Source organism: Pseudonocardia nantongensis, assembly GCF_046546495.1.
GTDB lineage: Bacteria > Actinomycetota > Actinomycetes > Mycobacteriales > Pseudonocardiaceae > Pseudonocardia > Pseudonocardia nantongensis.
Genome location: NZ_JBKGXT010000002.1, coordinates 218,790 through 242,816, shown reverse-complemented (window position 1 = coordinate 242,816; position 24,027 = coordinate 218,790). Strand labels below are relative to the sequence as shown.

At 74.3% G+C, this 24,027-nt stretch carries 22 protein-coding genes and 2 tRNA genes; 10 read left to right on the top strand and 14 right to left on the bottom strand.

Annotation, left to right across the window (positions count from 1 at the left end; translation table 11 throughout):
• Nucleotides 1-65: 65 nt before the first annotated feature.
• Both ACLFMI_RS03095 and ACLFMI_RS03090 read left to right on the top strand, forming a co-directional pair.
• The gene (locus tag ACLFMI_RS03095; RefSeq protein ID WP_410946160.1) at nucleotides 66-320 is read left to right on the top strand and encodes a hypothetical protein; all 255 of its coding nucleotides are present in this window, start codon (nucleotides 66-68) and stop codon (nucleotides 318-320) included.
• Nucleotides 317-709: a hypothetical protein gene (locus tag ACLFMI_RS03090; RefSeq protein ID WP_410946159.1), complete on the top strand. Its 393-nt coding sequence runs from the start codon at nucleotides 317-319 to the stop codon at nucleotides 707-709. Before ACLFMI_RS03095 ends, ACLFMI_RS03090 begins: the two co-directional genes overlap by 4 nt.
• A gap of 116 nt (nucleotides 710-825) precedes the next feature.
• Here the strand turns inward: ACLFMI_RS03090 and ACLFMI_RS03085 are convergent, their stop codons facing one another.
• Both ACLFMI_RS03085 and soxR read right to left on the bottom strand, forming a co-directional pair.
• Nucleotides 826-1,584 (bottom strand): tyrosine-protein phosphatase, encoded by a 759-nt coding sequence (locus tag ACLFMI_RS03085; protein WP_410946158.1) that lies wholly within the window; start codon nucleotides 1,582-1,584, stop codon nucleotides 826-828.
• Between the two features lie 51 nt (nucleotides 1,585-1,635).
• Nucleotides 1,636-2,106: a redox-sensitive transcriptional activator SoxR gene (gene soxR, locus ACLFMI_RS03080; RefSeq protein ID WP_410946157.1), complete on the bottom strand. Its 471-nt coding sequence runs from the start codon at nucleotides 2,104-2,106 to the stop codon at nucleotides 1,636-1,638.
• 464 nt (nucleotides 2,107-2,570) lie between these two features.
• Between soxR and ACLFMI_RS03075 the strand changes: the two genes are divergently transcribed.
• Both ACLFMI_RS03075 and ACLFMI_RS03070 read left to right on the top strand, forming a co-directional pair.
• The gene (locus tag ACLFMI_RS03075) at nucleotides 2,571-3,410 is read left to right on the top strand and encodes a transglycosylase SLT domain-containing protein (RefSeq protein ID WP_410946156.1); all 840 of its coding nucleotides are present in this window, start codon (nucleotides 2,571-2,573) and stop codon (nucleotides 3,408-3,410) included.
• Nucleotides 3,411-3,560: 150 nt separating this feature from the next.
• Nucleotides 3,561-5,615 carry an acyltransferase family protein gene (locus tag ACLFMI_RS03070; RefSeq protein WP_410946155.1) on the top strand — a complete coding sequence of 685 codons (2,055 nt, stop codon included), beginning with the start codon at nucleotides 3,561-3,563 and terminating at the stop codon, nucleotides 5,613-5,615.
• A 199-nt stretch (nucleotides 5,616-5,814) separates the two neighbouring features.
• Here the strand turns inward: ACLFMI_RS03070 and ACLFMI_RS03065 are convergent, their stop codons facing one another.
• On the bottom strand, nucleotides 5,815-6,030 hold the full coding sequence (locus ACLFMI_RS03065) for an RNA-binding S4 domain-containing protein (protein WP_410946154.1): 216 nt from the start codon (nucleotides 6,028-6,030) through the stop codon (nucleotides 5,815-5,817).
• Between the two features lie 33 nt (nucleotides 6,031-6,063).
• Here ACLFMI_RS03065 and ACLFMI_RS03060 point away from each other — a divergent pair, with 33 nt between their 5' ends.
• Entirely contained in the window at nucleotides 6,064-6,666 is a 603-nt protein-coding gene (locus ACLFMI_RS03060; RefSeq protein ID WP_410946153.1) for a class I SAM-dependent methyltransferase, read from the top strand.
• Between the two features lie 68 nt (nucleotides 6,667-6,734).
• Here ACLFMI_RS03060 and ACLFMI_RS03055 read toward each other — a convergent pair.
• The 3 genes from ACLFMI_RS03055 to ACLFMI_RS03045 all read right to left on the bottom strand — a co-directional run bounded on the left by ACLFMI_RS03055 (nucleotide 6,735) and on the right by ACLFMI_RS03045 (nucleotide 10,037).
• A tRNA-Met gene (locus tag ACLFMI_RS03055) sits at nucleotides 6,735-6,811 on the bottom strand.
• Nucleotides 6,812-6,959: 148 nt separating this feature from the next.
• Nucleotides 6,960-7,036 (bottom strand) — tRNA-Met (locus ACLFMI_RS03050).
• 103 nt (nucleotides 7,037-7,139) lie between these two features.
• On the bottom strand, nucleotides 7,140-10,037 hold the full coding sequence (locus tag ACLFMI_RS03045; RefSeq protein ID WP_410946152.1) for a UPF0182 family protein: 2,898 nt from the start codon (nucleotides 10,035-10,037) through the stop codon (nucleotides 7,140-7,142).
• Between the two features lie 226 nt (nucleotides 10,038-10,263).
• On the opposite strand from ACLFMI_RS03045, the gene ACLFMI_RS03040 reads away from it, so the two are divergent.
• Nucleotides 10,264-11,292, top strand: coding sequence for a YlbL family protein (locus ACLFMI_RS03040; RefSeq protein ID WP_410946151.1), 1,029 nt, complete (start codon nucleotides 10,264-10,266; stop codon nucleotides 11,290-11,292).
• Between the two features lie 85 nt (nucleotides 11,293-11,377).
• Nucleotides 11,378-13,069, top strand: coding sequence for a zinc-dependent metalloprotease (locus tag ACLFMI_RS03035; protein WP_410946150.1), 1,692 nt, complete (start codon nucleotides 11,378-11,380; stop codon nucleotides 13,067-13,069).
• A 78-nt stretch (nucleotides 13,070-13,147) separates the two neighbouring features.
• Here the strand turns inward: ACLFMI_RS03035 and ACLFMI_RS03030 are convergent, their stop codons facing one another.
• Complete coding sequence (locus tag ACLFMI_RS03030) at nucleotides 13,148-13,810, bottom strand: M48 metallopeptidase family protein (protein ID WP_410946149.1); 663 nt, start codon at nucleotides 13,808-13,810, stop codon at nucleotides 13,148-13,150.
• Between the two features lie 142 nt (nucleotides 13,811-13,952).
• Between ACLFMI_RS03030 and ACLFMI_RS03025 the strand changes: the two genes are divergently transcribed.
• On the top strand, nucleotides 13,953-14,936 hold the full coding sequence (locus tag ACLFMI_RS03025; RefSeq protein WP_410946148.1) for a hypothetical protein: 984 nt from the start codon (nucleotides 13,953-13,955) through the stop codon (nucleotides 14,934-14,936).
• A gap of 19 nt (nucleotides 14,937-14,955) precedes the next feature.
• The gene (locus tag ACLFMI_RS03020) at nucleotides 14,956-16,284 is read left to right on the top strand and encodes an ABC1 kinase family protein (RefSeq protein WP_410946147.1); all 1,329 of its coding nucleotides are present in this window, start codon (nucleotides 14,956-14,958) and stop codon (nucleotides 16,282-16,284) included.
• 149 nt (nucleotides 16,285-16,433) lie between these two features.
• On the opposite strand, the gene ACLFMI_RS03015 is transcribed toward ACLFMI_RS03020, so the two are convergent.
• The 4 genes from ACLFMI_RS03015 to ACLFMI_RS03000 form a co-directional block, all read right to left on the bottom strand.
• Complete coding sequence (locus tag ACLFMI_RS03015; protein ID WP_410946146.1) at nucleotides 16,434-16,691, bottom strand: hypothetical protein; 258 nt, start codon at nucleotides 16,689-16,691, stop codon at nucleotides 16,434-16,436.
• Between the two features lie 47 nt (nucleotides 16,692-16,738).
• Nucleotides 16,739-17,104, bottom strand: a complete 366-nt coding sequence (locus tag ACLFMI_RS03010; protein WP_410946145.1) for a WhiB family transcriptional regulator — start codon at nucleotides 17,102-17,104, stop codon at nucleotides 16,739-16,741.
• Nucleotides 17,105-17,244: 140 nt separating this feature from the next.
• Nucleotides 17,245-17,529, bottom strand: a complete 285-nt coding sequence (locus ACLFMI_RS03005) for a hypothetical protein (protein WP_410946144.1) — start codon at nucleotides 17,527-17,529, stop codon at nucleotides 17,245-17,247.
• A 209-nt stretch (nucleotides 17,530-17,738) separates the two neighbouring features.
• Nucleotides 17,739-19,817, bottom strand: coding sequence for an ATP-dependent DNA helicase UvrD2 (locus tag ACLFMI_RS03000; protein WP_410946143.1), 2,079 nt, complete (start codon nucleotides 19,815-19,817; stop codon nucleotides 17,739-17,741).
• A 200-nt stretch (nucleotides 19,818-20,017) separates the two neighbouring features.
• On the opposite strand from ACLFMI_RS03000, the gene ACLFMI_RS02995 reads away from it, so the two are divergent.
• Nucleotides 20,018-20,257, top strand: coding sequence for a mycoredoxin (locus ACLFMI_RS02995; protein WP_410946142.1), 240 nt, complete (start codon nucleotides 20,018-20,020; stop codon nucleotides 20,255-20,257).
• Nucleotides 20,258-20,269: 12 nt separating this feature from the next.
• Here the strand turns inward: ACLFMI_RS02995 and nudC are convergent, their stop codons facing one another.
• Genes nudC through ACLFMI_RS02980 form a run of 3 tightly spaced genes read right to left on the bottom strand, consistent with a single transcriptional unit; the run spans nucleotide 20,270 to nucleotide 24,020 of the window.
• On the bottom strand, nucleotides 20,270-21,289 hold the full coding sequence (gene nudC, locus ACLFMI_RS02990; protein WP_410946141.1) for an NAD(+) diphosphatase: 1,020 nt from the start codon (nucleotides 21,287-21,289) through the stop codon (nucleotides 20,270-20,272).
• A complete protein-coding gene (locus ACLFMI_RS02985; RefSeq protein ID WP_410946140.1) occupies nucleotides 21,286-22,695 on the bottom strand; it encodes a M16 family metallopeptidase in 1,410 nt (469 codons plus the stop codon). Before ACLFMI_RS02985 ends, nudC begins: the two co-directional genes overlap by 4 nt.
• On the bottom strand, nucleotides 22,692-24,020 hold the full coding sequence (locus ACLFMI_RS02980; RefSeq protein WP_410946304.1) for a M16 family metallopeptidase: 1,329 nt from the start codon (nucleotides 24,018-24,020) through the stop codon (nucleotides 22,692-22,694). The genes ACLFMI_RS02985 and ACLFMI_RS02980 overlap by 4 nt, the downstream gene beginning before the upstream one ends.
• Nucleotides 24,021-24,027 lie beyond the last annotated feature (7 nt).

Genomic DNA, 24,027 nt, shown 5'->3' with positions numbered 1-24,027 from the left:
CGAGTAACCTGCCTACCCGGCGCGGCTGCGTGGCAGGGCCGGTATGCGGGGAGTAGCATTCCGGTATGCGCAGCGAGCGGGTGACGGTCACGCTGCCGGCCGAGCTGGTGGCGGAGGCGCGGGACGCGGTGTCCCGCGGATCAGCGACGAGCCTGTCCGCCTACGTGGCGGAGGCCGTCCAGTCCCGGCAGGACCGGGACCGTTCCCTGGCCACCCTGGCCAGTCTGTACGGGGGCCCACCACCCGCCGACGAGCTGGACGCGGCACGGCGCTCGTTGCGCCCGGCCCCGCCCGTGGCCGCCGGCGCAGCCGCGCGATGATCGGTGGACGCGTCCTCGACGCCTCGGCACTCGCCGCCTTCGCGACCGGCCGCCCGGTCTACATGCGCGCACTGGTCTGGGCGGCGGTCGAGGAGAACATCGTGCTGGCGATCCCCAGCGCCGCGCTCGGCCGGGCCTGGTCGATGGTCGAGGCCGAGCACCATGCCGCGCTGCAGGTGCTGCTGGGCCTACCCAACACCGTGATCCACGAGCTGTCCCCGGCCGGCGCCCAGGAGGCCGGGCTGCTGCTCGCCTCCCAGGGGCTCGACGACATCGTCACCGGTCAGGTGGTGACCACCGCCCGGCGGCGCGGCTGGCCCGCCGTCACCGGGGATCCGGGGACCCTGCGCAAGCTGGACCCGGCCGTGCCGATAGAAGAGCTGCCCTGACTGCCTGACCTGAAATGCGGCTGCAGGTCGCACCCGTGCCGCCGCCGGTGATCGGCGGGATCGTGACGAGAGCGTCGCTGGGCGGCGTTTCGGTCACGATCGTGGCGATCTCGTGCTCAGAAGGCGTCCTCGTCGCGCAGCCGGGAACGGAGCCGGGCCAGCTCGTCGTCGGTGAGCCCGTGCTCGCGCAGCCAGCCGACCGGGCCGTCGTAGCGCTCGTCGAGCAGGCCCAGGAAGGCGTCCATCACCTTGGCGCGCGGGCGGTGCCGGTCGACCTCCTCGGCCGCGGGCATCGGATCCCCGGAGGCGGTGGTCCAGCGGCGGAACAGCGCCTCGATCCTGCTCGCGGACAGCGCGTAGTCGGCGACCACCTCGTCCCGCGGGACGCCCGCGGCGGAGAGCGCGAGCGCCACCAGCACGCCGGTCCGGTCCTTGCCGGCCGCGCAGTGCACGACGGTCGCGCCGTCGTCCAGGGCGGCGATCCGGCGGACGCCGTCGACCACGTTGTCCGAGCGGTCACCGAGGTAGGCGAGGTAGTGCGCGACCATCGGGTCGGTGTCGCCGTCGATCTCCGGCAGCCCCCGGCCGGACTCCGGGATGAAGCTCAGCCGGTGCACCGTGACGCCGGCCGCGTGCAGCGCGCCGGCTCCGTGGACCAGCAGCTCCTCGTCCTTGCGCAGGTCCAGCACCTGCACGACGCCGAGGTCGCCGGTCAGCCGGGCCACGTCCCCCGGGGTCAGCCCCTCCAGCGACTCGGTGCGCAGCAGCACCCCCGGCCGGACCCGGCCGCCGCCGGTCAGTGGCAGGCCGCCGACGTCACGGGCGTTGGCGAGGCCGTCGAAGGTCAACCAGCGGTCCGGCACCAGATCGGTCACATCCCCACCCTAAGCAGTGCGCGCGGACCACGGGGCGGTCCGCGACCGGGCTCACCGGCCGTGCGCAGGCGACCTGCGCAGCGCGGCCGGCAGGACCCGCGCACCGTCGCCCTGCACCGCCACGGAGTCCTCCGGGTTGACCAGCCGGCAGGTGGTCATCGACAGGCAGCCGCAGCCGATGCAGCCGTCCAGGCCGTCGCGCAGCGCGACGAGGGCGTCGATCTGCTCGTCGAGACGACCCCGCCAGGAACGGGACAGCCGCGCCCAGTCCGCGCGGGTCGGCGTCCGCTCCGCGGGCAGCGAGTCCAGGGCGGACCGCACCTCGTCGAGCCCGATCCCGATCGACCGGGCCGCCCGCACGAACGCCAGCCGGCGCAGCACGCTGCGCCGGTAGCGCCGCTGCCCGCCGCTCGTCCGGGTCGCGGTGATCAGGCCCTCGCGCTCGTAGTACCGCAGCGCCGAATGCGGGAACCCGCTCCGCGTGACGATCTCCCCGATGGTCAGCAGATCACTCGACTCCATGCCCCGCTCCCACTTCGCCGGTCTCGCACCCGGTTCGAACGGTGAAGTCAGCTTGAGTATTTCGCCGCTCACCGCGAGCCCGCTACCTGCGACGACTACCGTCCGTCGTCTCTGATCTGCCGCCTGCCAGGTTGCTTGGGGTGGGACAACAAGATCCAGTACTCGGTGAACGGTCCTTCGGGCACGCCGACCGACCCCCTCCTCGCTGGACCCGGCCGCACCACCGATCTATGGTCCTTCCAGTCATCACGGCCCGATCATGAGCGGGCTGGAGCCGGACCTCCCCGACCGGCTCGCCCGGGACCCCCGACCCGGCCGCTCGTGCGCGGAGCCGTCCGTGATCGCGAAAGGGCGTTCCCTTGTCAGGACACCGCTCCCCCGGTGGTCGTCACGTGTTCCCCCGACCCGTGGCGCCCGCTCCCGCAGCGAGGACCGCTGCGCACGGAGTACCCACGGCCCACGCCGTGCACACCGTCGTCCGCTCCCCCGCGCCGGCCGGCCCGCGGCATACCGAGAGCAGCGCTAGCGGAACGAGCATCGGCGCCGCCCGCCGGGCCGGCACCGCCACCGCGGCCACCGGGGCCGCGTTCGGCGTGCTCGCCTCCGGCGCGTTCGCCGCGGTCGTCCCGACCACGATGGACGGGACGGCGACCGCGGCCGACGCCGCGCCCGAGGAGACCACCGCGACGACGCTGGCCGCGCACAGCGCGACCATCCCGTCGGCCGTGCCGGCCACCGACGGCAACCCGTCGGGCTACTTCAGCCCGGTCTCGTTCGAGTCCTCCGGGACCGCGAACGGCGCGCTGCAGGCCGCCGCACCGGCCGAGGCCTCCGACCTCGCGTCGATGGGCAAGGCCCGCGAGATCGCCGCGAAGATCGCCGAGCAGCACCGCGAGGCCGCCGAGGCCGCGGCGAAGGAGGAGGCCGAGCGCGCCCGGCTGGACGCGCTGATCTCGCAGGGCGGTGTGGACGGCTGGGTCGCCGAGGCCCTGGACCACATGGGCCTGCCGCAGTCCTATGCGAGTGGCCTGAAGACGATCATCATGAAGGAGTCCAACGGCGACCCGGACGCCATCAACGACTGGGACTCCAACGCCTCGGCGGGCAACCCGTCGGAGGGCCTGATGCAGGTCATCCCGTCGACGTTCGACGCCTACGTGCACCCCGACTTCGCCGACCGCTCGGTCACCGACCCGGTCGCGAACATCACCGCCGGCGTCCGCTACATGATCGACCGCTACGGCCTCGAGACGCTGTCGGCCGGTGGGCGGAGCAGCTCCGCCGGCGGCTACCTGGGATACTGACCGGGCAACCCCGCTCGCCCGCCGCGACGGCGGGTCCGCGACGACCGTCACGGCGGCCGGCAGGAGCCTCCTGCCGGCCGCCGTCGTCGTCGCGGCGGGGTCAGTTGGGTGAACCCGGCTTCACCTTCCCGTCGAGAGGAGCCCCGGCTCGTGACGTCCACCGGTGGAGCACCGCAGTCCCGCACCGGCACGGCGCCGGGAGCGACCCGCACCCGGTTCCGGCCCGAGCTGCAGGGGCTGCGTGCCCTCGCGGTGCTCCTGGTCGTCGTCTACCACGTGTGGGTGGGGCGGGTCTCCGGTGGCGTCGACGTCTTCTTCGTGATCACCGGCTTCCTGATCACCGGCGGCCTGTACCGGGCCGCGGCCCGGGGCGGGATCGACCTGCGCGCCACCTGGACCCGGCAGCTGTCCCGGCTGCTCCCGGCGATCACCGTGGTGCTCGCCGCGGGCGTCGTCGCGGGGGCGCTGCTGCTGCCGGAGAGCCGGTGGGGGCCGACCATCCGGGAGACGGTCGCGTCGCTGCTGTTCCTGCAGAACTGGGAGCTCGCGAACAACGCGGTGGACTACGCCGCCCGGGACGACGCGGCGAGCATCGTCCAGCACTTCTGGTCGCTGTCCATCCAGGGGCAGTTCTACCTCGTGTGGCCGCTGCTGGTGGCCGGCGTGGCGATCGCCGCCCGCCGGGACGGCGCGAACCTGCACCGGCGGCTGACCGGGACGCTGCTCGCCGTCGGCGGGGCCTCGCTGGCGTACTCGGTGTACCTGACCGTGGTGAACCAGCCGCTGGCCTACTTCCACTCGCTGCCCCGGGTGTGGGAGTTCGCGCTCGGCGGCCTGCTCGCCCTGTGGCTGTCCCGGATCGAAGCCCGGCCGGAGCTGACGTCCGGGTTCCGGGCCGCGCTCGGCTGGGGCGGGGTGTTCGCGCTGGTGTCCTGCGGCCTGCTGCTGCAGGTCGACCGGGCCTTCCCGGGCTGGGCCGCGCTCTGGCCGACGGTCGCCGCGGCGATGGTGCTGGTGGCCGGGCAGAGCGGGCACCGGTGGGGCGCCGACCGCCTGCTGTCCGGGCCGGTGCTGCGCCGGATCGGCGACGTCAGCTTCCCGCTCTACCTGTGGCACTGGCCGGTCCTGGTGCTGACGCTGATCGTCACGGGCGAGGAGCGGCTCGGCGTCGGTGCCGGCGCCGCGGTGATCGGCGCGTCGTTCGTGCTCGCGTTCGCGACGCACCGGTTCGTCGAGCAGCCGCTGCAGGCCCTCGACACCCGGCGCGCGCTGCGCACCGGCGGGATCCTGGCCCTGGTGGTGCTCCTCGGCGCCGGATCCTGGTACGGGCTCACCGCCGCCCGGTCGTCGGTGCAGGTGGAGGCCGGCTCGGCGACCCACCCCGGCGCGGGCGCGCTGGACCCGACGTTCGACCTCGCGAGCGCGACCGAGGCGGAGCTGGCGCCCTCGCTGGTGCAGGCCGGCGACGACTGGAGCTACCACCGCGGGACGTGGCTCTGCGGCCCGTCCCCGGAGCGACCCGCCATCGACAACGTCTGCACCACACCGGCGCCGGGACCGGAGCCGCCGGCGAAGCGGATCGCGGTGGTCGGGGACTCGCACGCCCAGCAGTACGTGGCCTCGCTGATGCCGGTCGCCCAGGAGCACAACTGGGAGATCATCGGCATGTACCGCGGTGCCTGCCCGTTCTCCACCGCCTCCGAGAGCGCCCCCGACGACGTCGGCTGCGCGGAGTGGAACGCCCAGGTGGCCGACGAGCTCGCCGAGATGCAGCCGGACGCCCTGCTGACCCTGGCCTCCCGCGACGTGCGCCCCGGGCAGCTCGAGCAGACTCCTGAGGGCTTCGTGCAGGCGTGGTGGCGGATGCACGACGCCGGCATCCCGGTCGTCGCGGTGCGGGACAACCCCCGCCCGCCGTTCGACATGCCGGACTGCGTGGCCCGGGAGGGCCGGGACTCGGAGGCCTGCGGACTGGTCCGCGAGGACGTGTACCCGAGCATCCCCCCGTACACGATGGCCCCGGACCTGCCGCCGAACGTGTCCTTCCTGGACGTCGCCGACGGCATCTGCGGCCCGGAACTCTGCCCGAGCGAGGTGGGCAACGTACTCGTCTACATGGACGACAACCACCTGACCGCGACCTACGCCGAGACGCTCGCCCCGATGTTCGCCCGGCACTTCCAGGACGAGCTCGGCTGGCAGTGACCGCCGGCCCTGCGCGCCGGCTGAATCCCGTGGAGGTGCGTGAGCGCTGTGGGGAGCCCCCGGGCAGCCCGCACGTGCCCTTCGCGTACCGAACCAGCATCAGCGCTGGCCGCGTCCCTCGGTGGCTGAGGCGCCCGGCGATTGAGGCGTCCGGCACCCGTCGTCATGGTCAACGGCGTCGATGAGGGATCGTCTTCGTTCAGGCCGGGCGCGCCTCGGTGCCGTCCACCGCGACCACGTCACCGCGCCGCAGCTGCGCGCCGCGCCGGTGCTCGACGTCGCCGTTCACCGTGACCAGGCCGGCCTCCAGCAGCTCCCGGGCGTGCACGCCGTCCTCGGCGAGGTCGGCGAGCTTGAGGAACTGGCCGATCCGGATCGGCTCGTCGGAGATCGGCACGTCCTGTGGGGCGCTCATGGGCTCATTCTGCGCGCCGTAGGATCGCCCGGCGTGGGGGACCACTACTTCACCGCCGACCCGTCCGCGCCCAGCCGGCCGGGCAGCGTGCGGCTGCACACCGGCGGTGTGCAGCTGACGCTGGCCACCGACTCCGGGGTGTTCTCGAACGGCCGGGTGGACCGCGGCACGAAGGTGCTGCTCGACACGGCCCCGATGCCCCCGGCGCGCGGCCCGCTGCTGGACGTCGGCTGCGGCTACGGCCCGATCGCGCTGACCCTGGCCGCTCGGCGCCGCCGGCTGCCGATCTGGGCGGTGGACCTCAACTCGCGCGGCCTCGGCCTGACCCGCGACAACGCGGCGACGGCCGGGCTGGGGAACGTGACGGCCTGCCACCCCGACGAGGTACCGGACGACCTCACCTTCGCCGGCATCTACTCGAACCCGCCGATCCGCTCCGGCAAGCCCGCGCTGCACGCGTTGCTGCTGCACTGGCTGCCCCGGCTGCAGCCCGACGGCCGGGCCTACCTGGTGGTGGCGAAGAACCTGGGCTCGGACTCGCTGCAGCGCTGGCTGGCCGGCGCGGGGTGGCCGACCGAGCGCCTGGCCTCGGAGAAGGGCTACCGGGTGCTGGAGGTGTCCCCGCCCCGCTCCTGACCGGCCCGAGCAGCCGGTGCTCCCGGACGCGACGAAGGCCCCGGGACAGTGTCCCGGGGCCTTCGTGGTGGTAGCGGGGGCAGGATTCGAACCTGCGACCTCTGGGTTATGAGCCCAGCGAGCTACCGAACTGCTCCACCCCGCGCCGTACGGAACCGCGTGGGCTCCGTCTGTGTTGTGTTACCAGCGTACCCCGTGCCCGGACGGCCCTCGCACCCGGGGCCCCTACCTGAACCGGTCGGCCGGCCCGCACACGGCGAAGGCCCCGGGACAGTGTCCCGGGGCCTTCGTGGTGGTAGCGGGGGCAGGATTCGAACCTGCGACCTCTGGGTTATGAGCCCAGCGAGCTACCGAACTGCTCCACCCCGCGCCGTACGGAACCGCGTGGGCTCCGTCTGTGTTGTGCCACCAACGGTACACGCCGGGCCGGCACCCCTGCGACGGGGGTACCGGCCCGGCGTGACCTGCGGCGATCAGCCGCCGGAGCTCTGGAAGGCGTTCACCGCCCGGTCGAGCTCCGCCAGCGCCTCGCCCTGCGCGGCGAAGTCGCCGGACTGCTGGGCCGCCTTGAGCTGGGCCAGCGCCTGCTGGATCTGCTGGGCCGCGGCCGACTGCGCGGCGTTCGGCGCGGCCGGCTGCTGCGCCTGCCCGTTCTGCGGCGGCGCCTGCGGCGCCGCGGGCTGCTGTCCCGCCGCCGGGGCGTTGCCGCCCGCCGCCGCACCGGCCCCGGCCCCGAAGACCTGGTCCAGCGCCGTCGAGAGGCTGGCGTCGTAACCGACCCGCCCGTTGTAGCTCACCAGCACCCGGGCCAGCTGCGGGTAGGACGACTCCTGCCCGGCCCGCTCGATGTAGACCGGCTCGACGTAGAGCAGCCCGCCGGCCACCGGGAGGGTGAGCAGGTTGCCGTAGTCGATCGTGGTCTGGTTCTGCCGGAGCAGGTTCAGCTCCTGCGACACCTCGGGCGAGCCGAGGAACTGGGCCTGCACCTGCTGCGGGCCGAGCGTCTGCGTCTCGTTCGGCAGCTCGAGCACGGTGAACTGCCCGTAGGTACCCGGATCCGAGCTGGCCGAGACGTAGGACGCCAGGAACTGCCGTCGCAGGCTCACCAGGGCGCTGGTGAGCTGGAAGGACGCGCCGTCCTGGCCGGGCACTCCGGAGTACAGGTAGTACGGCGGCTGCGCATCCTGCGGGCCGGCTCCCTGCACGGTCGGGTCCGACGGGACGTCCCAGAACGACACCGTCGAGAAGAACTCGCCCGGGTTGTCCACGTGGTAGCGGGTCAGCAGCTCCCGCTGGACCTTGAACTGGTCCTCCGGGTAGCGGAAGTGCCGCTCCAGGTCCGGGCTGATCGACGAGCGCGGCTCGACGGTGCCCGGGAAGGCCTTCTGCCAGGTCTGCAGCACCGGGTCGGACTCGTCGAAGGCGTGCAGCTTCACGGTGCCGTCGTAGGCGTCGACCGTGGCCTTCACCGAGTTGCGCAGGTAGCCGACCGTGTCGTTGGGCTGCTGCTGGTTGTTGGCACCGAGCCGGGAGTCCGCGGTGGCGTCGCCCAGCTGCACGCGCTCGGAGTACGGGTAGTTCTGCAGCGTGGTGTAGCCGTCGACGATCCACTTGACCCGGCCGTCGACGACCGCCGGGTACGGGTCGCTGTCCAGCGTCAGCCACGGGGCCACGGCCTGCACCCGGTCCCGCGGGTTCCGCACGTACATGATCTTCGACGCGTCGTTGATCGAGCTGTTGAACAGGATGTTCCGCTCGCCGTAGGCCAGCGCGAACGCCGCCCGGTTGAAGATCCCGCCGATCGGCACGCCACCGGCCCCGTCGTAGGTGAACTGCGCCTCGTCCGAGTCGTACTCGCGCGGCGCGGTCCCGGGCTCGGCACCGACGATCGAGTACTGGTTGTCCAGCAGCTCGCCGTAGTAGATCCGCGGCTGCTCGACGTCGATCGTGCCCTGGGTCTGGGTGTCCGAGACGGTGAACCTCGGCAGCCCGCCCTGGCCACCGGTGTCCTCCAGCGCCGCGTTGACCTGGTTCGCCGGCGCGGCGACGAAGCCGTTGCCGTGCGTGTAGACGAGGTGCCGGTTGATCCAGTCCTGCTGGTTGCCGACCAGGGCGTTGGCGTCCATCTCGCGGGCCGCGACGATGTAGTCCTGGGTGTTGCCGTCGATCGTGTACCGGTCGATGTCCAGGTTCGGCGCGAAGCCGTAGAAGTTCCGCCGCTGCTGGAGCTGGGTGAAGGTCTTGTTGAGCTTGCCCGGGTCGAGCAGCCGGATGTTCGGGATGGTGTCGGTGTCCGCCCGGACCTGGGCCGGTGTCGCCTCCGACTCCCCCGAGTACGGAATGATGTTGACCTTGTCCGGGGTGATCCCGAAGGCGTCCCGGGTGGCCGCGATGTTGCGCTCGATCGAGGGCGCCTCCCGCTCGTTCGCGTTCGGGGCGACCACGAACTGCTGGAGCACCAGCGGGAACGCGGTGCCGACCAGGATCGACGAGATCACCAGCATCACCACGGCGACGGCCGGGATCTGCAGGTTCTGCCGGAACGCGGCGACGAAGAACGCCAGCGCGCAGATCACCGCGATGATCAGCAGGATCAGCTTGGCCGGCAGCACCGCGTTCAGGTCGGTGTAGGTGGCACCGAAGAACGTCTGTGAGTTCCGGTCGGACCAGAGCAGGTCGTACCGGTCGAACCAGTAGGCGACCGCCTTGAACAGCACGAACACCCCGGCCAGCACGGCGAGCTGGGCACGCGCGGCGGTGGAGACGAACCCGGAGCGGCCGGTCAGCCGGATCCCGCCGAACACGTAGTGCGTGATCAGTGCCAGCACGAAGCAGATCGCCACGGCGACGAACAGCCAGTTCAGCACCATCCGCAGGAACGGCAGGGTGAAGGCGTAGAACGAGATGTCGTTGCCGAACTCCGGGTCGACCTGCCCGAACGGCGTGCCGTGCAGGAACATCTGCACGGTCTGCCACTGGGCCGGTGCGGCCAGGCCCGCGACCAGGCCGATCGCCACCGGCACGCCGACGGCGAACAGCCGCAGCCGCTGGATGATCGTCGTCCGGTAGCGGGCGACCGGGTCCTCGGGACCCGACACCGGCACGAACACCGGGCGGTACCGGTAGGCCAACCACAGGGTCAGCGCGACCAGACCGCCGACCACCAGCCCGACGACGCCGAACAGCACGACCTGGGTGAACAGCCGGGTGAGCTGCACGCCCCGGAACCCGACCTCACCGAACCACAGGTAGTCGACGTAGAAGTTCAGCAGCCGCGATCCGCCGAGCAGGAGCACCACGAGGACGCCCGCGGCGACCAGCAGGATCCGGGTACGACGGGTCAGCGACGGCGCTCCGACGGGGGGCCGCATGGACGACACGGGCACGCTCCAAGCTCGGGTACGACATCGGAGAGTCGGCCGGCGGGGAGCGACGGCACGGGTCTCCCGAGCGTAACTCTACGGCGACGCCGTAAGTTCCCGGTTGACTCCCGGCGTGTTCGGGGATGTCGGCACGAAATGGACACTCCGGACGCGCCCGCCGGCCCCGTCCCGCCCGCTCGCCGCGGCCGGCCGGACCGACCGTAGGGTGCGCCGGGTGGGTGTTCGATCATCGACGTGGCTGACGGCGCTGCTGGTGCTGCTCGCCCTCACCGTGGTCGGATCGGTGGTCCCGGCACCGGTGGTGGCGCTCGGCCCCGGGCCGACGGTCGACACGCTCGGCGATGCCGACGGCGCTCCGGTGGTGTCCACCCAGGGCCTGCCCACCTACCCGACGACCGGGCACCTGAACATGACCACCGTCGGCGTCACCGACGGGATCACCCCGCTGCGCGCGCTGGGCATGTGGGCCTCGGGCGACCACCGGCTCGCGCCGCGGTCGACGCTGTACCCGCCGGGACGCAGCACCGACCAGGTCAGCGCCGAGAACCAGCGGGAGTTCGACGGCTCCGTCGCCGACGCCGAGGCGGCCGCGCTGAACCACCTGCGGCTCCCGACCAGGGTGACGGTCGGCACGCTGACGCCCGGGTCGGCCTCCGACGGCGTGCTGGCCGCCGGCGACGAGATCCGCGCCGTCGCGGGCCGTCCGGTCACCTCGGTCCAGGACCTGCTCGACGCCCTGGGCACCGCCCGGCCCGGCGAGCCGCTGACCCTGACCACCGTGCGCGGGGACGCCGCGCCGCGCCAGGTCACCGTGATCCCGGCCGCGCATCCGGGGGACCCCGCGCGGGCGTTCCTCGGGATCACCCCGGCCACCTCCCCGGCCGACGGCCAGCAGCTCTCGATCAACCTGGCCGACGTCGGTGGTCCGTCCGCCGGCCTCATGTTCAGCCTCGCGCTGGTCGACAAGCTCACCCCGGGCCCGCTCACCGGCGGCCGGTTCGTCGCCGGTACCGGGACCATCGACGCCGAGGGCCGAGTCGGCCCGATCAGCGGTATCCGGTTCAAGATGCTGAAGGCCGCCGAGGTCGGCGCGACGACGTTCCTGGTGCCGGCCGACAACTGCGCGGAGGCGGCGCGGGAGGGCGTGGACGGGCTGCAGCTGGTGCGGGTCGGAACGCTCGACGAGGCGGTCGGCGCGCTGCAGACCCTGGACGCCGGCGGGAGGCCGGAGGCCTGCGGCTAGCGCCGGCGATCGTCCTCGGCGAACACCGCCCGACCAGCGGCTCGGGTGCGGACGCCGACCGGGGGCCCCGCGTACGGTGGGACGCATGAGCGACATCCCGTTCGGCTTCGGACCCGCCGACCGCGACCGCGGCGACGACCGCGGAAAGGACGACGACGGCGGCAAGCCCGGTGACGGGAAGGGTGGCGGTTCCGGCGGCGACGACCAGGGCCCGCCGGACCCGTTCGGCATCGGCTCGCCGGCACCCGCCGGGGGCAACGACCCGGCCGGCGGGTCCGGCGGGGCCGGTTTCGGCGTCCCCGGCATGGGTGGGTTCCCGGGCATGCCCGGGATGCCGGGCGGCGCCGGCGGCAACTTCGACATGAGCCAGCTCGGCCAGATGCTGTCCCAGCTCGGCCAGATGCTCAGCCAGGCCGGCACCGGCTCCGGCGACGACGGGCCGGTCAACTACGACCTCGCCGCGCAGCTGGCCACCCAGCAGCTGTCCCAGACGACGTCGTCGCTGACCGACGAGCAGCGCACCGCCGTCACCGAGGCCGTCCGGCTGGCCGAGCTGTGGCTGGACCCTGCGACCGAGTTCCCGGCCGCGGGCGGCGAGGTGACGGCGTGGACACCCAGCGACTGGGTGCGCGCGGGGATGCCGACCTGGAAGCGGCTGTGCGACCCGGTGGCCCGGCGGCTGTCGTCGGCGTGGGTCGACGGCCTGCCCGACGAGGTCCGCAACGCGGCCGGTCCGATGCTGGGGATGCTCGGCCAGATGGGCGGGATGGCATTCGGCAGCCAGCTCGGCCAGGGCCTGGCCCAGCTCGGCAGCGAGGTGCTGACCTCCACCGACCTCGGCATCCCGGTCGGCCCGGAGCGGACGACGGCGCTGCTGCCGGAGGCGATCTCCCGGTTCACCGAGGGGCTGGACCGCCCGGCCGGCGAGGTGACGCTGTTCCTGGCCGCCCGCGAGGCGGCGCACCAGCGGCTGTTCACCCACGTGCACTGGCTGCGGGAGCGGCTGCTCGGTGCCGTCGAGGACTACGCCCGCGGGATCACCGTGGACACCTCCCGGATCGAGGAGCTGGCCCGCGGGATCGACCCGTCGAACCCGGAGTCGATCCAGGAGGCCATGTCCTCGGGGATGTTCGAGCCGGAGGACACCCCGGAGCAGAAGGCGGCGCTGGCCCGGCTGGAGACGCTGCTCGCGCTGATCGAGGGCTGGGTGGACGCGGTCGTCGCCGAGGCGCTGGCCGAGCGGCTGCCCGGGGCCGACGCGCTGCGGGAGACGATGCGTCGCCGCCGGGCCTCCGGCGGGCCGGCCGAGCAGGCGTTCGCGACGATCGTCGGGCTGGAGCTGCGGCCACGCCGGCTGCGGGCCGCGGCGGAGCTGTGGAAGCTGCTCGGCGAGCAGAAGGGGATCTCGGGCCGGGACGCGGTCTGGGCGCACCCCGACCTCATCCCCTCCGCGGACGACCTGGAGGACCCGGCCGCGTTCGTGCGCGGCGGCAGCGGACCGGTGCCCGACGACCCGATCGCCGCGCTGGAGCAGCAGATGGCCGCCGACGCCGGCACGGGCGACGAGCCGACCGGTACCGGGTCGAAGAGCGAGACGTCGGACGGCCCCGGTTCGGGTGGCACCGGTTCGGGCACCGGGGCCGGGAGCACCCCGACGGCGGGGTCCGGCTCCGGCGATTCCGACCCCGGTGAAGCCGACTCCGGCGAGTCCGGCTCCGGCGGGTCCGACTCCGACGGGTCGGCGAAGCCGGACGACGAGGGCCCGAAGGACCGCTGACGCGCGCCGCCGGGGCCCTGCCTGCACGCGGCCGGGCCCAGCCTCGCGCGGCACCGGCCGGTGCGGCCCCGGTACCGGTCAGTGCCCGCCGGCGCCGGCCACCCGGCTGTCCGGGATCACCGGGACGACGTCCGCGTCCGCGAGCCCGGGTGCGTTCGCACCGTCGGCCCCCGGAATCTCGTCGGTGAGGTCGTCCTCGGTGTCCGGGTCGCCGTCCACCCCGACGATCCCCAATGCCGCGGCCGCGTTCAGCCCCTCCAGGTAACCGATCGCCCGGTCGGTGCGCGGGTAGCGGTACACCCAGTTCCAGAAGGTCTCGTCGTGCGCGGCGGACAGCAGGTGCGCCAGCTCGTGCACCAGCACATAGTCGACGACCCAGCCCGGGGCGTCCCGCAACCGCTCGCTGATCCGGACGGTGCCGTCGTCGGGGGTGCAGGACGCCCACCGGGTGCGCATCGTCGGCACCCAGCGGACCGACACCGGGTCCGCACGGCCCTCCAGCCAGCGCTTCGAGAGCTCGCGCCCGCGGCGCAGCAGGGCCTCGTCACCACGACGGCCCGGGGACCGCCGGCGGGCCTCGCTGGCCTCGATCCGCTTGACCATCTCGGCGACCCAGTCGCGTTCCTGCTCGGCGCTCATCCAGCCCGGGATGAACACCACCACCCGATCGCCCTCGCGTCGCGCGCTGACCATCCGCCGCCGGCGGGCGCTGCGTCGGACCTCGACCGGGGGGCTCGCCATGGCTCCAGGGTACGGCCCGCCGGTCCGCGGACGCGCGGGTCCGCGCCCACCGCCCGGGGCTCCGGCCGGAGCCCGTGTGCGACTGCGAACGACGCCCACCGACCGCACCCGCCGCCCCGCCGACCGGGGCGAGGCTGGGCCGGTGACCGATCCCCGGCTCCCGGAGCGGCTGGCTCTCGCACCGCACCACCTGGTCCTGTCCCGCGGCCCGGGTTCCTGCCAGGTCGGTACCGGGCCGGACCGGGCCCGGGTGCTCGACGGCCTGTCCCCCGGCCTCCTCGCGATGCTGGACCGGCTGATGTCCGGGCCGTGCCCGGTGGCGACCCTGCTCGACCTCGCAGGTCCGCGCGGTCCGGCCGCCGGGCTGCTCGTCGCACTGCGCACGGACGGGCTGCTGACCGATCCGGACGCCGGCCGGCGGGCCCGGTCGTCGTCGCTGGTCGTCGTGCGCGGCGACGGCCCGCTCGCCGTCGCGGTGGCGCTCGGGCTGGCCCGGGCGGGGGTCGGGCTGGTGTACCCGCGGGTCACCGGGACCGCCGGGTCCGACGACGTGGCCGCCGGGCTCCCCCGCCGCGACGCCGGCCGGGACCGCGGTCCCGCGCTCGCCCGGCTGCTCGCCGCCGAGTGCCCGGACACCCGCACGGGGCCGCCCGGCTCGGCGTCGCCGGACCTGGTGCTGCTCACCGGGGCGGCGGCCGCGCCGGAGCCCGGCGACGTCGTCGAACACCTGCCGGTCACGCTGCGCGACGGTCGCGGCGTCGTCGGGCCGCTGGTGCTGCCCGGCCGCAGTCCCTGCCTGCGGTGTGTGGAGCGCACCCGCACCGACCGGGACCCGGGCTGGCCGCTGATCGCCGCCCAGCTCGCGACGCACCCCCCGACCGCCGCCCCGCACACGGTCACCGCGACCGCAGGGCTGGCCGTCGGGCAGGCGCTCGCGGCGCTGGAGGGACCGGCCCGCGGGGACCCCGCACCGGCCTCGCTGGGGGCGTTGCTGGAGCTGGACCCGCACACCGCAGCGATCACGGTGCGCACCTGGACGGTCCACCCGGCCTGCCGGTGCGGGGCGCCGAGGCCCGCCGCGACCGGGACCCACACCGGTCGGACACGCCGTGCGGAGCTCCGGTGATCGGGTGGACAATCGGGGGGTGACCGACATTCCCCGCCGGACCGCCTCGCGTACCGCCAAGCTCGCGGGCATCCCGCTCGGTGTGGCCGGACGCGCTGCCGCCGGGTTCGGGCGCCGGCTCACCGGCGGCGACCGGGACGAGATCTCGGCCCAGCTCGCCGCCAAGAGCGCCGAGCAGCTGTTCGCCGTGCTCGGCGAGCTCAAGGGCGGCGCGATGAAGTTCGGCCAGGCACTGAGCGTGTTCGAGGCGGCCGTCCCGGACGAGTTCGCCGAGCCGTACCGGGAGGCGTTGACCCAGCTGCAGTCGGCCGCGCCGCCGATGCCGATGACCGACGTCGACTTCATGCTGACCCAGCAGTTCGGGCGGTCCTGGAAGGCCCGGTTCACCGAGTTCGACGAGACGCCGGCGGCCTCGGCGTCGATCGGGCAGGTGCACCGCGCCGTCTGGCAGGACGGTCGGGAGGTCGCGGTCAAGGTGCAGTACCCCGGCGCCGAGGAGGCCCTGCGCTCGGACCTGCGCCAGCTCGGGCGGATGAGCCGGATCCTGCAGCCGCTGGTCCCCGGGATGGAGGTCAGGCCACTGGTCGCGGAGCTGCGCGACCGGATGGAGGAGGAACTCGACTACCGGGACGAGGCCACCTACCAGCGCGAGTTCGCCGCGGTCTACGAGGGCGACCCGGAAGTGAAGATCCCCCGGGTGGTCGCGTCCGCGCCGAAGGCCGTCGTCACCGAGTGGGTCCAGGGCCGCCCGCTGGCGTCGATCATCCGGGACGGCACCCGCGACGAGCGCGACCACGCCGGCGAACGGCTGGCTCGCTTCCACTACTCGGCACCGGACCGGGCCCAGCTGCTGCACGCCGACCCGCACCCCGGCAACTTCGGCATCCTCGACGACGGCCGGTTGCTGGTGCTGGACTTCGGCGCCGTCGCCCGGCTCCCCGACGGCATGCCGGCCGAGCTGGTCACGATGACCAAGCTGTCGCTGGAGCGCCGCGGTGGCGACCTGATGGCCCTGATGCGCGCCGCCGGCTTCGTCGTCGACGGCACCCGGATCGACCCGGAACAGATCATCTCCTACCTGGCGCCGTTCACCGAGCCGCTCGAGACCGAGGAGTTCCGCTTCACCCGCCGGTGGATCCAGGCCCAGGCCGAGCGGGTCGGCGACCTGCGCAACCCGGAGGCCTCGATCGGCCGGTCGCTGAACCTGCCGCCGAAGTTCCTGCTGGTGCACCGGGTGACGATGGGCACGCTGGGCATCCTCTGCCAGCTCGACGCCCGGGTGCGGCTGCGCGAGATCGTCGCCGAGTGGCAGCCGGAGATGTTCGAGTCGGACGCGCCCACGGGCTGACCGGCCCCGTGGTTCCGTCGTCGAGCGGTGCGTCACGGTCGTCCCGAAGCCGGCGGGCAGCGCTCATGTACCTCCCGACGCGGGGCCGGGCACCGCGTCGGTGCCCCGCCCGGAGAGCTCCGGACGGGGCACCGATCGTGCGTGGGCGGTCAGGACGCGCGGGCGCGGGCCCGCTCGGCCCGGGCGGTGGCCCAGGACGCGAGCCGAACCCAGCCACGGCCGGCGGTCGCCCGCCGGGCCAGCCGATGCTCGGCCGCCCTCCGTTGCGCCTCGTGCTGATGGGATCTCGCCAGTGCTTCCTGGATGAGTGTCATCGCGGTCTCCTGAGTGCGGTGGGCGAGCTGCTGCTCGCCGGACGGGCGGGGACGGGCGGGGCGCGCCACGGGCGCGGTCACGAGGTCGGTCATCTCGGTCGTTCTCCTTCGGTGGTCGTTGCGGGGCGGGCGGGTCGGGACTAGTGGCCGGCGGCCAGGGCGTAGGCCCGGTCGCGCTCCAGGTCGGTCTTGCGGGGACGGCCTCTCGGACGCTTGCGCGGGATCACCCGGCCGCGCTCGAAGATCTCGCCGCCCCACACCCCCCAGGGCTCCTCGCGGGACAGGGCGCCGGCCAGGCAGGCGTCCCGCACCGGGCAGCTGCCGCAGAGCGACTTGGCCTGCTCCAGCTCCGCCGGCGACTCGGCGAACCAGAGGTCCGCATCGCCGTTCCGGCAGGGCAGCGCGGACCCGGTCCGGTCGGCCGGGGCCGCCCGGAGCAGCCCGGACAGCTCCTCGTCGGGAGCGGACGGCGACGCGGTGCCGCCCCCGCACTCACTGGTGATCACTCCGCCGTCACACGGAGCGGATCGCACGTACACGATCGAACCTCCTCGATCGAACTTCATCTGGACAAAAAAATCGGGGCCGTGGAACCCGTGTGCGTGGGTTCCGCGGCCCCGATGGGACTCGGCGCGAGCGCTGAGGGTCAGGTACCCCCTCGGCGCCCGGGAACGGACGCACCTGTGCACTTGTGGTCATCGAAGATCGGGCCGGTGATCATGGAGATCGCGGCGCTCCGGTCCGCCGGACGGGACACCTGTCCCCCGCTACGGGTCGCCGCGCCGGCCGGACGGAACCGCTCGTCGCGAACCGTCGGGATGCCGGCGTAGGTCACCGGCAGCGTCGCGTGGGCGACGGCGTGCGGGAGCACCGTGACGGGAGCGCACGGCAGGGCGGTGCCGACGGTCCGGAGCAGCGTGGTGCTGTTCACGGGGGTCACCTCCTCCTCGTGCGCCCGGCGGTCTCCCACCTGGGGCATGCGGGTGCGGGAGCGGCTGCTCCACGCGGTGCCGATGACACTAGAAGTGCAGCGCACACCGCGGCAACCGATTTATCGGAACTCTCCCCGGAAGTTCGTCCGGGCCGGACCGAAAGTGAGGTCTCCCGGCGCGGTACCGCCGCTCCGGCCCTCGACCGCCCTCAGTGCTCGGCGGCGTGCTCGGCGAGCAGCCGCAGCACGTCGTCGCCGTAGCGGTCCAACTTGGCCGCGCCGATCCCCGGGATGCCGACGAGTGCCGACGGGTCGGCCGGGCGCTGCTCCGCCAGCGCGGTCAGGGTGGCGTCGGTGAGCACCACGAACGCCGGGACGTCCTGGCGCTTCGCCTCGCCGGCCCGCCACTGCTTGAGCCGGTCCAGCAACTCCAGATCCACATCGGACGGACAGTCGTCGCACCGCATGAGCTTGGTCGCGGTCCCGCCGAACAGCGGAGTGCCGCACACCCGGCAACGCGGGCGCGCGCCGCCCGGCCGCCGCTCACCGGTCACCCGGGAGGCCGGGTGCGAGTCCGGGATCAGACCGTGCAGGAAGCGGGACCGGCGGCGCTTCGGCCCGCGCCCGGCCGCCCGGGCCAGCGACCAGGACATCGACAGCACCCGGCGGGCCCGGGTGACGCCGACGTAGAACAGCCGGCGCTCCTCCTCGATCGCGGCCTCGTCGTCCCCGGCGTGGCCGATCGGCAGCGTCCCGTCGGCCAGGCCGACCAGGAACACCGCGTCCCACTCCAGGCCCTTCGCCGCGTGCAGCGACGCCAGCGTGACGCCCTGCACGACCGGGGCCTGTGCGGAGTCGGCGCGGGTGTCCAGCTCGGTACACAGCCGGGCCAGGTCCGCACCCGGCTCGACGGCGGCCAGCTCCTCGGCCACCCCGACCAGCGCCAGCAGCGACTCCCACGCCGCACGCAGGGTGGCGCCCTTCGGCGGCTCGTCGGTCAGCCCGGCCCGGGCGCCGAGCACGGCACGGGTCACGTCGACGAGGTCGGTGCCGGGTCGCTGGTCCGGCGCGGCGGCGCGCAGCGCGACCATCGCCCGCCGGATCTCCGGGCGGGCGAAGAACCGCTCCCCGCCGCGCACCTGGTAGGGCACGCCGGCGTCGGACAGGGCCTGCTCGAAGGCCTCGGACTGGGCGTTGATCCGGAACAGCACCGCGATCTCGCTGGGCTCCGTCCCGTCCTTCAGCAGGGTGAGGATCCGGCCGGCGACGGCGGCGGCCTCGGCGGGCTCGTCGTCGTGCTCGGAGAAGTCCGGATCCGGTCCGGGCGGGAGCTGCCCGACCAGCTGCAGCCGGGAGCCGGCGGGCCGGTTGCGGGCCGAGGAGATCAGCTGGTTCGCGGCCGAGACGATCTGCGGGGTGGAGCGGTAGTCGCGCTGCAGCCGGACGACGGTCGCGTCCGGGAAGCGGCGCGGGAAGTCCAGCAGGTGCCGCGGGGACGCACCGGCGAAGGTGTAGATCGTCTGGTTCGCGTCCCCGACGACGGTGAGATCGTCCCGGTCGCCGAGCCAGGCGTCGAGCAGCCGCTGCTGCAGCGGCGTGACGTCCTGGTACTCGTCGACGACGAAGCAGCGGTACCGGGAGCGGAACTCCTCGCCGACGCCGCGGTGCTCCTCCAGCGCGACCGCCGTGTGCAGCAACAGGTCGTCGAAGTCGAGGACCTCGGCGGCGTTCTTGAGCTCCTCGTAGCCGGCGTAGACCCGCGAGACCTGCTCGGCCGGGCCCGGGGTGTCCCGCTTGCGCCGGGCCGCCTCGGCGGCGTAGTCGGCCGGCGCGACCAGCGACGACTTGGCCCACTCGATCTCGTTGGCGAGATCGCGCAACGCGTCCGAGTCGGTGCCGGCCTTCGCGCGGGCGGCGGCCTGTCCGACGATCCGGAGCTTGCCCTCGACCAGTGGCCACGGCTGACCGCCGACCACCTGCGGCCAGAAGTAGCGGAGCTGGCGCAGCGCGGCGGCGTGGAAGGTGCGGGCCTGCACTCCCGGGGCGTCGAGGGCCTTCAACCGGGTCCGCAGCTCGCCTGCGGCCCGTGCGGTGAAGGTGACGGCCAGGACCTGCCCGGCGACGACGTGGCCCTGCCCCACCAGGTGCGCGATCCGGCGGGTGATCGTGCGGGTCTTGCCGGTGCCGGCCCCCGCGAGCACGCAGACCGGCCCGCGCGGCGCGGTGACGGCGGCGCGCTGCTCGGGATCCAGGCCGTCCGCGCCCGTGGGGCCCCCCGGTCCCGGCACGCCCCGGGTCGCGGGGACAGGACCGGGAGCGGTGGTTCGGGACGGCACGACCCCATCCTGACACCCGCCCCCGACGACCCCGGCCGGCCCGGGCCTTCCTCGCCGTCGGCGCCGCTCCCCGCGCCGCCGGCCGCGCGGGGGTGTCCGCACCGGTTCACGCCCGCGGGAAGATCCGGAGCCCGGGCGTCGTTGTGCCGGGTATGGCCGATCTGACGATGTACACGACCAGCTGGTGCGGCTTCTGCCGGCGGCTGAAGCTCCAGCTCGACGAGGCGGGGGTCGCCTACCGCGAGGTCGACATCGAGCGCGAGCCGGACGCCGTGGCGTTCGTCGAGCAGGCCAACGGCGGCAACCGGACGGTGCCGACCGTCGTCTTCCCGGACGAGTCCACGGCGACCAACCCGAGCTTCTCCGAGGTCACGCAGCGCCTCGGTGTGTGAGGCGCGGGCCGCTCAATCCCCCTGGGCGGCCCAGGAGTCCAGCATGGTCCGCGCGATGGAGACCCGCCCCGGCAGCATGACGACCGGGTCGGTCCCCTCGTGCGCGTCGCGATCCTCCCGCGCACCCCAGTCCCCGCGGGCCAGCGCGGCCCGCAGCTGCGACCGGGTGATCCACAACGCGTCGGCGATCTCGCCGTCGGCCGGGCGCAGCGGCTGTTCCGGGTCGCCGACCGCGTGGAAGCCGACCATCAGCGACCGCGGGAACGGCCACGCCTGGCTGCCGAGGTAGCCGACGTCGGTGACGTCGAGCCCGACCTCCTCGCCGATCTCGCGGTGCACGCAGGCCTCCAGGGACTCGCCGGACTCGACGAACCCGGCCAGCACCGAGTAGCGGCCGACCGGCCACGCCGGCTGGCGGGCGAGCAGCACGCGGTCCGCGCCGTCGTGCACCAGGCAGATGACCGCCGGGTCGGTGCGCGGGTACTCCTCGTGCCCGTTCTCGCAGACCCGGGCCCAGCCGGCGTTGTGCGGGCGGGTGCGGGTGCCGTCGACCGCGCAGAACCGGGCCCGGTCGTGCCAGTTCAGGGTGGCGACGGCCCCGGTGAGCAGGCCGGCCCCGAGCGGGTCCAGGAACGCGCCCGCGGCCCGCAGGTCGGCCCACTCGCCCGGGTCGTCGGCGGCGATCCACGCCGGGCCGCCGCGCACCGCCCAGTACGGGACACCCCCGGCCTCCCCGAGCAGCACCGCCTCGGCGGGCGGCTCAGGCGCCAGGTCGGTGCCGGCCCGGGTGCGGACCTGGCCGTCCCGGCCGGCAGCGGCGTCCCAGGCCGCGGCGTCGGTCTCGCGGAACGCCCCGCCGGGCCGGACCTGCCAGTCCACCGGCGTCCGGCCCGCCTCGTCCACGACGAGCACCCGGGCCTTCGGCCACGAGTCGCGCACGTACTCCGGGTCCAGCCGCAGCGCCTCGTCCCGGTCCAGCGCGTTGCGCGACAGCACCGGCTGCTCGACCAGCCGGAAATCCCCTGGGCTCACCGGCCCGCCTCCCCTGTCTCCGGTCCGCGGGTGACCCCGCCCAGCGCCGCCAGCCGCGCCCCGATCACCTCCGCGTCCCCCACGACGACCCCGGTGAAGCGGGGCGGCGCGAAGAACTCCGCCGCGGCCGCGGCGACCTCGTCGGCGGTGACCGCCTCCAACCGGGCCGGCCGCTCCCGCAACCACTCGACGTCCAGCCCGGCGCCGTCCAGCACGGACAGCGTCCCGGCCAGGGCGGACTGGCTGTCCAGCGAGGTCAGCAACGAGCCGATCGCGTACCGGCGGGCGGACTCGACCTCCTGCTCGGTCGGGGGCACGGCCACCATCCGGCCCAGCTCGTAGCGGGTCTCCAGCAGCGCCGCGGCGGTGACGTCGCCTGCGACGTCGGTGTCCAGGCCGAGCACCGCACCGCCGGGCACGAACTCCTGCCCGGAGTGCGCGCCGTAGGTGTAGCCCTTGTCCTCACGCACGTTCTCCATCCAGCGCGAGGAGAAGTAGCCGCCGAAGACCAGGTTCGCGACCTGCAGCGCGGTGTAGCGGGGGTGCGTGCGATCCAGGCCGGGAGCGGTGAGCCGCAGCTGGGACTGCACCGAACCGGGCCGGTGCACCAGCTCCAGGTCCCCGGCCACGGGCGCCGGTGGCGCGGACAGCTCCCGCGCCCGGTGCGTGCCGGTCCACCCCGCCAGCCGGCGCGCCACCTCGGCGATCGCGGCCTCCGGATCGATGTCACCGACCAGCACCAGCCGGGCACCATCGGGCACCACGGCGTCGGTGTGCAGGGCACGCACCCGCTGAGGGGTCACCGCGGACACGGCATCCGCGAGCGGCATCTCGGAGACGATCGGGTGGTCACCGAACCGCTTGCGCTGCAACGCCTCGCGCGCGACCGTGCGCGGCTGGGCGCGGGCCACGGCGATCCGCTCGGCGAGCCGGGCCCGTTCGCGGTCCACCTCGGCGTCCGGGTGGGTGGCGCCGGTGAGCACGTCGGCCAGCACGTCGAGCACCGTCGGCAGTCCGGACGCCAGCGCGGAGCCGCCTGCGACCAACCACTCCGGATCCACGCCGACACCGAGCTCGCCGCCGACCGCGGCCAGCTCGTCGTCGATACCGACCCGGTCCCGGGAGCCGGTGCCGGTCAGCAGGGTCTCGGCCAGCACCTCCGTCCCGGCCGTCCAGGCCGGGTCCGCGACCGCCGAGGGCGCCGCGACCGGGATCCGCAGCACCACCTCCACCATCGGGATGCCGGGGCGGCGCGCGGCCAGCACGGTCAGGCCGTTGGGCAGGGTCTCGGTGACGACGTCGGGCAGCGGCACCTCCCGGGTCCTTCCGAGCGCGGGCAGCGGCCGTGGACCGGTCGCGGTCCGGCCGATCTCCTCGGCGCTGCGATGGGTGCGAACGGCGCTCACGCGGCTCCCTCCTGGGCGGTCTCCGGGCCGGACGGCTCGACGGCGAGCACCGCGCGCCCGGCCGAACGCAGCCGGGCGGCAGCCGCGGCGACGTCCGGCGGGCGCAGCGCGGCCAGCCGGGACGGCAGGTCGAGGGCCAGCTCGGCGCGGCCGTAGAGCAGCTCCCGGGCACCGAGGCCCAGCATCCGTGACATCAGCCGGTCGTCCTCCCGGTGCAGGGCGGCCGCCCAGCGGGCGGCCTGGCGCTCCAGCTCGTCGGCGGTGGGTCCGTGCGCGGCGAGCCGGTCCAGCTCCTCGTCGACGGCGGCCAGCACGCGGTCCGCGGAGACCTCCGCGGGGTGCACCGCGGTGATCGTGAAGGTGTCCGGGTCCCGGGCGTCGAGCGGGCCGCCCATCAGGCCGTTGGCCGCGGCCACGTCGGTGACCAGGCCGTCGGCGTGCACCAGCCGGCGCTGCAGCCGGGCGGCCTCGCCGTCACCGAGCACCGAGGCGAGCATCGCGTGCGCGAGGTAGCCGTCCGGCTCCGTGGTCGGGTCCGGCACCCGGTACCCGACCGCGAGCGCGGGCAGCGGGGCGTGCGGGTCCGGCACCGCCTGCCGGCGCTCGGTACCGGGCACCGGCTCGGCGAACGACGGGCGATGCGGCACCGGCCGGGCCGGGATGTCGCCGAAGTGCCGCTCGACCAGCGCCAGCGTGCCGTCGACGCCGTGCTCGCCCAGGTCACCGTGCACGGTGACCAGCGCGTTTCCCGGCGCGTAGAAGGTGTCGAAGAACGCGGCGGCGTCGTCCAGACCCGCCTGCTCCAGCTCGGAGAAGTCGCCGTAACCGTTGTGCGCGTTCGGGAAGGTGTCGTAGAGGACCGGCGGCAGCAGGATCCACGGGAACCCGCCGTAGGGGCGGTTGTGGACGTTGAGCCGGATCTCCTCCTTCACCACGTCGACCTGGTTGCGCAGGTTCTCCCTGGTCAGTTTCGGGGCGCGCAGCCGGTCGGCCTCCAGGAACAGCGCCCGTTCCAGGGCGGCGCCGGGCAGCACCTGGAAGTAGTCGGTGTAGTCCTGGTGGGTGGAGCCGTTGAAGACACCGCCCGCGGCCTGCACCTGGCGGAAGTGCTCCAGCTTCTCCAGGCTCTCGCTGCCCTGGAACATCAGGTGCTCGAACAGGTGCGCGAACCCGGTCCGGCCCTCCGGCTCGGATCGGAAACCCACGTCGACGTGCACCGCGACCCCGACCACCGGGGTGGCCGGGTCGGGCACGACGAGTACGCGCAGCCCGTTCGGCAGCGTCGCCCGGTGCAGTTCGAGGGCTGGGGTCGGGGCGTCGGTCACGGACACA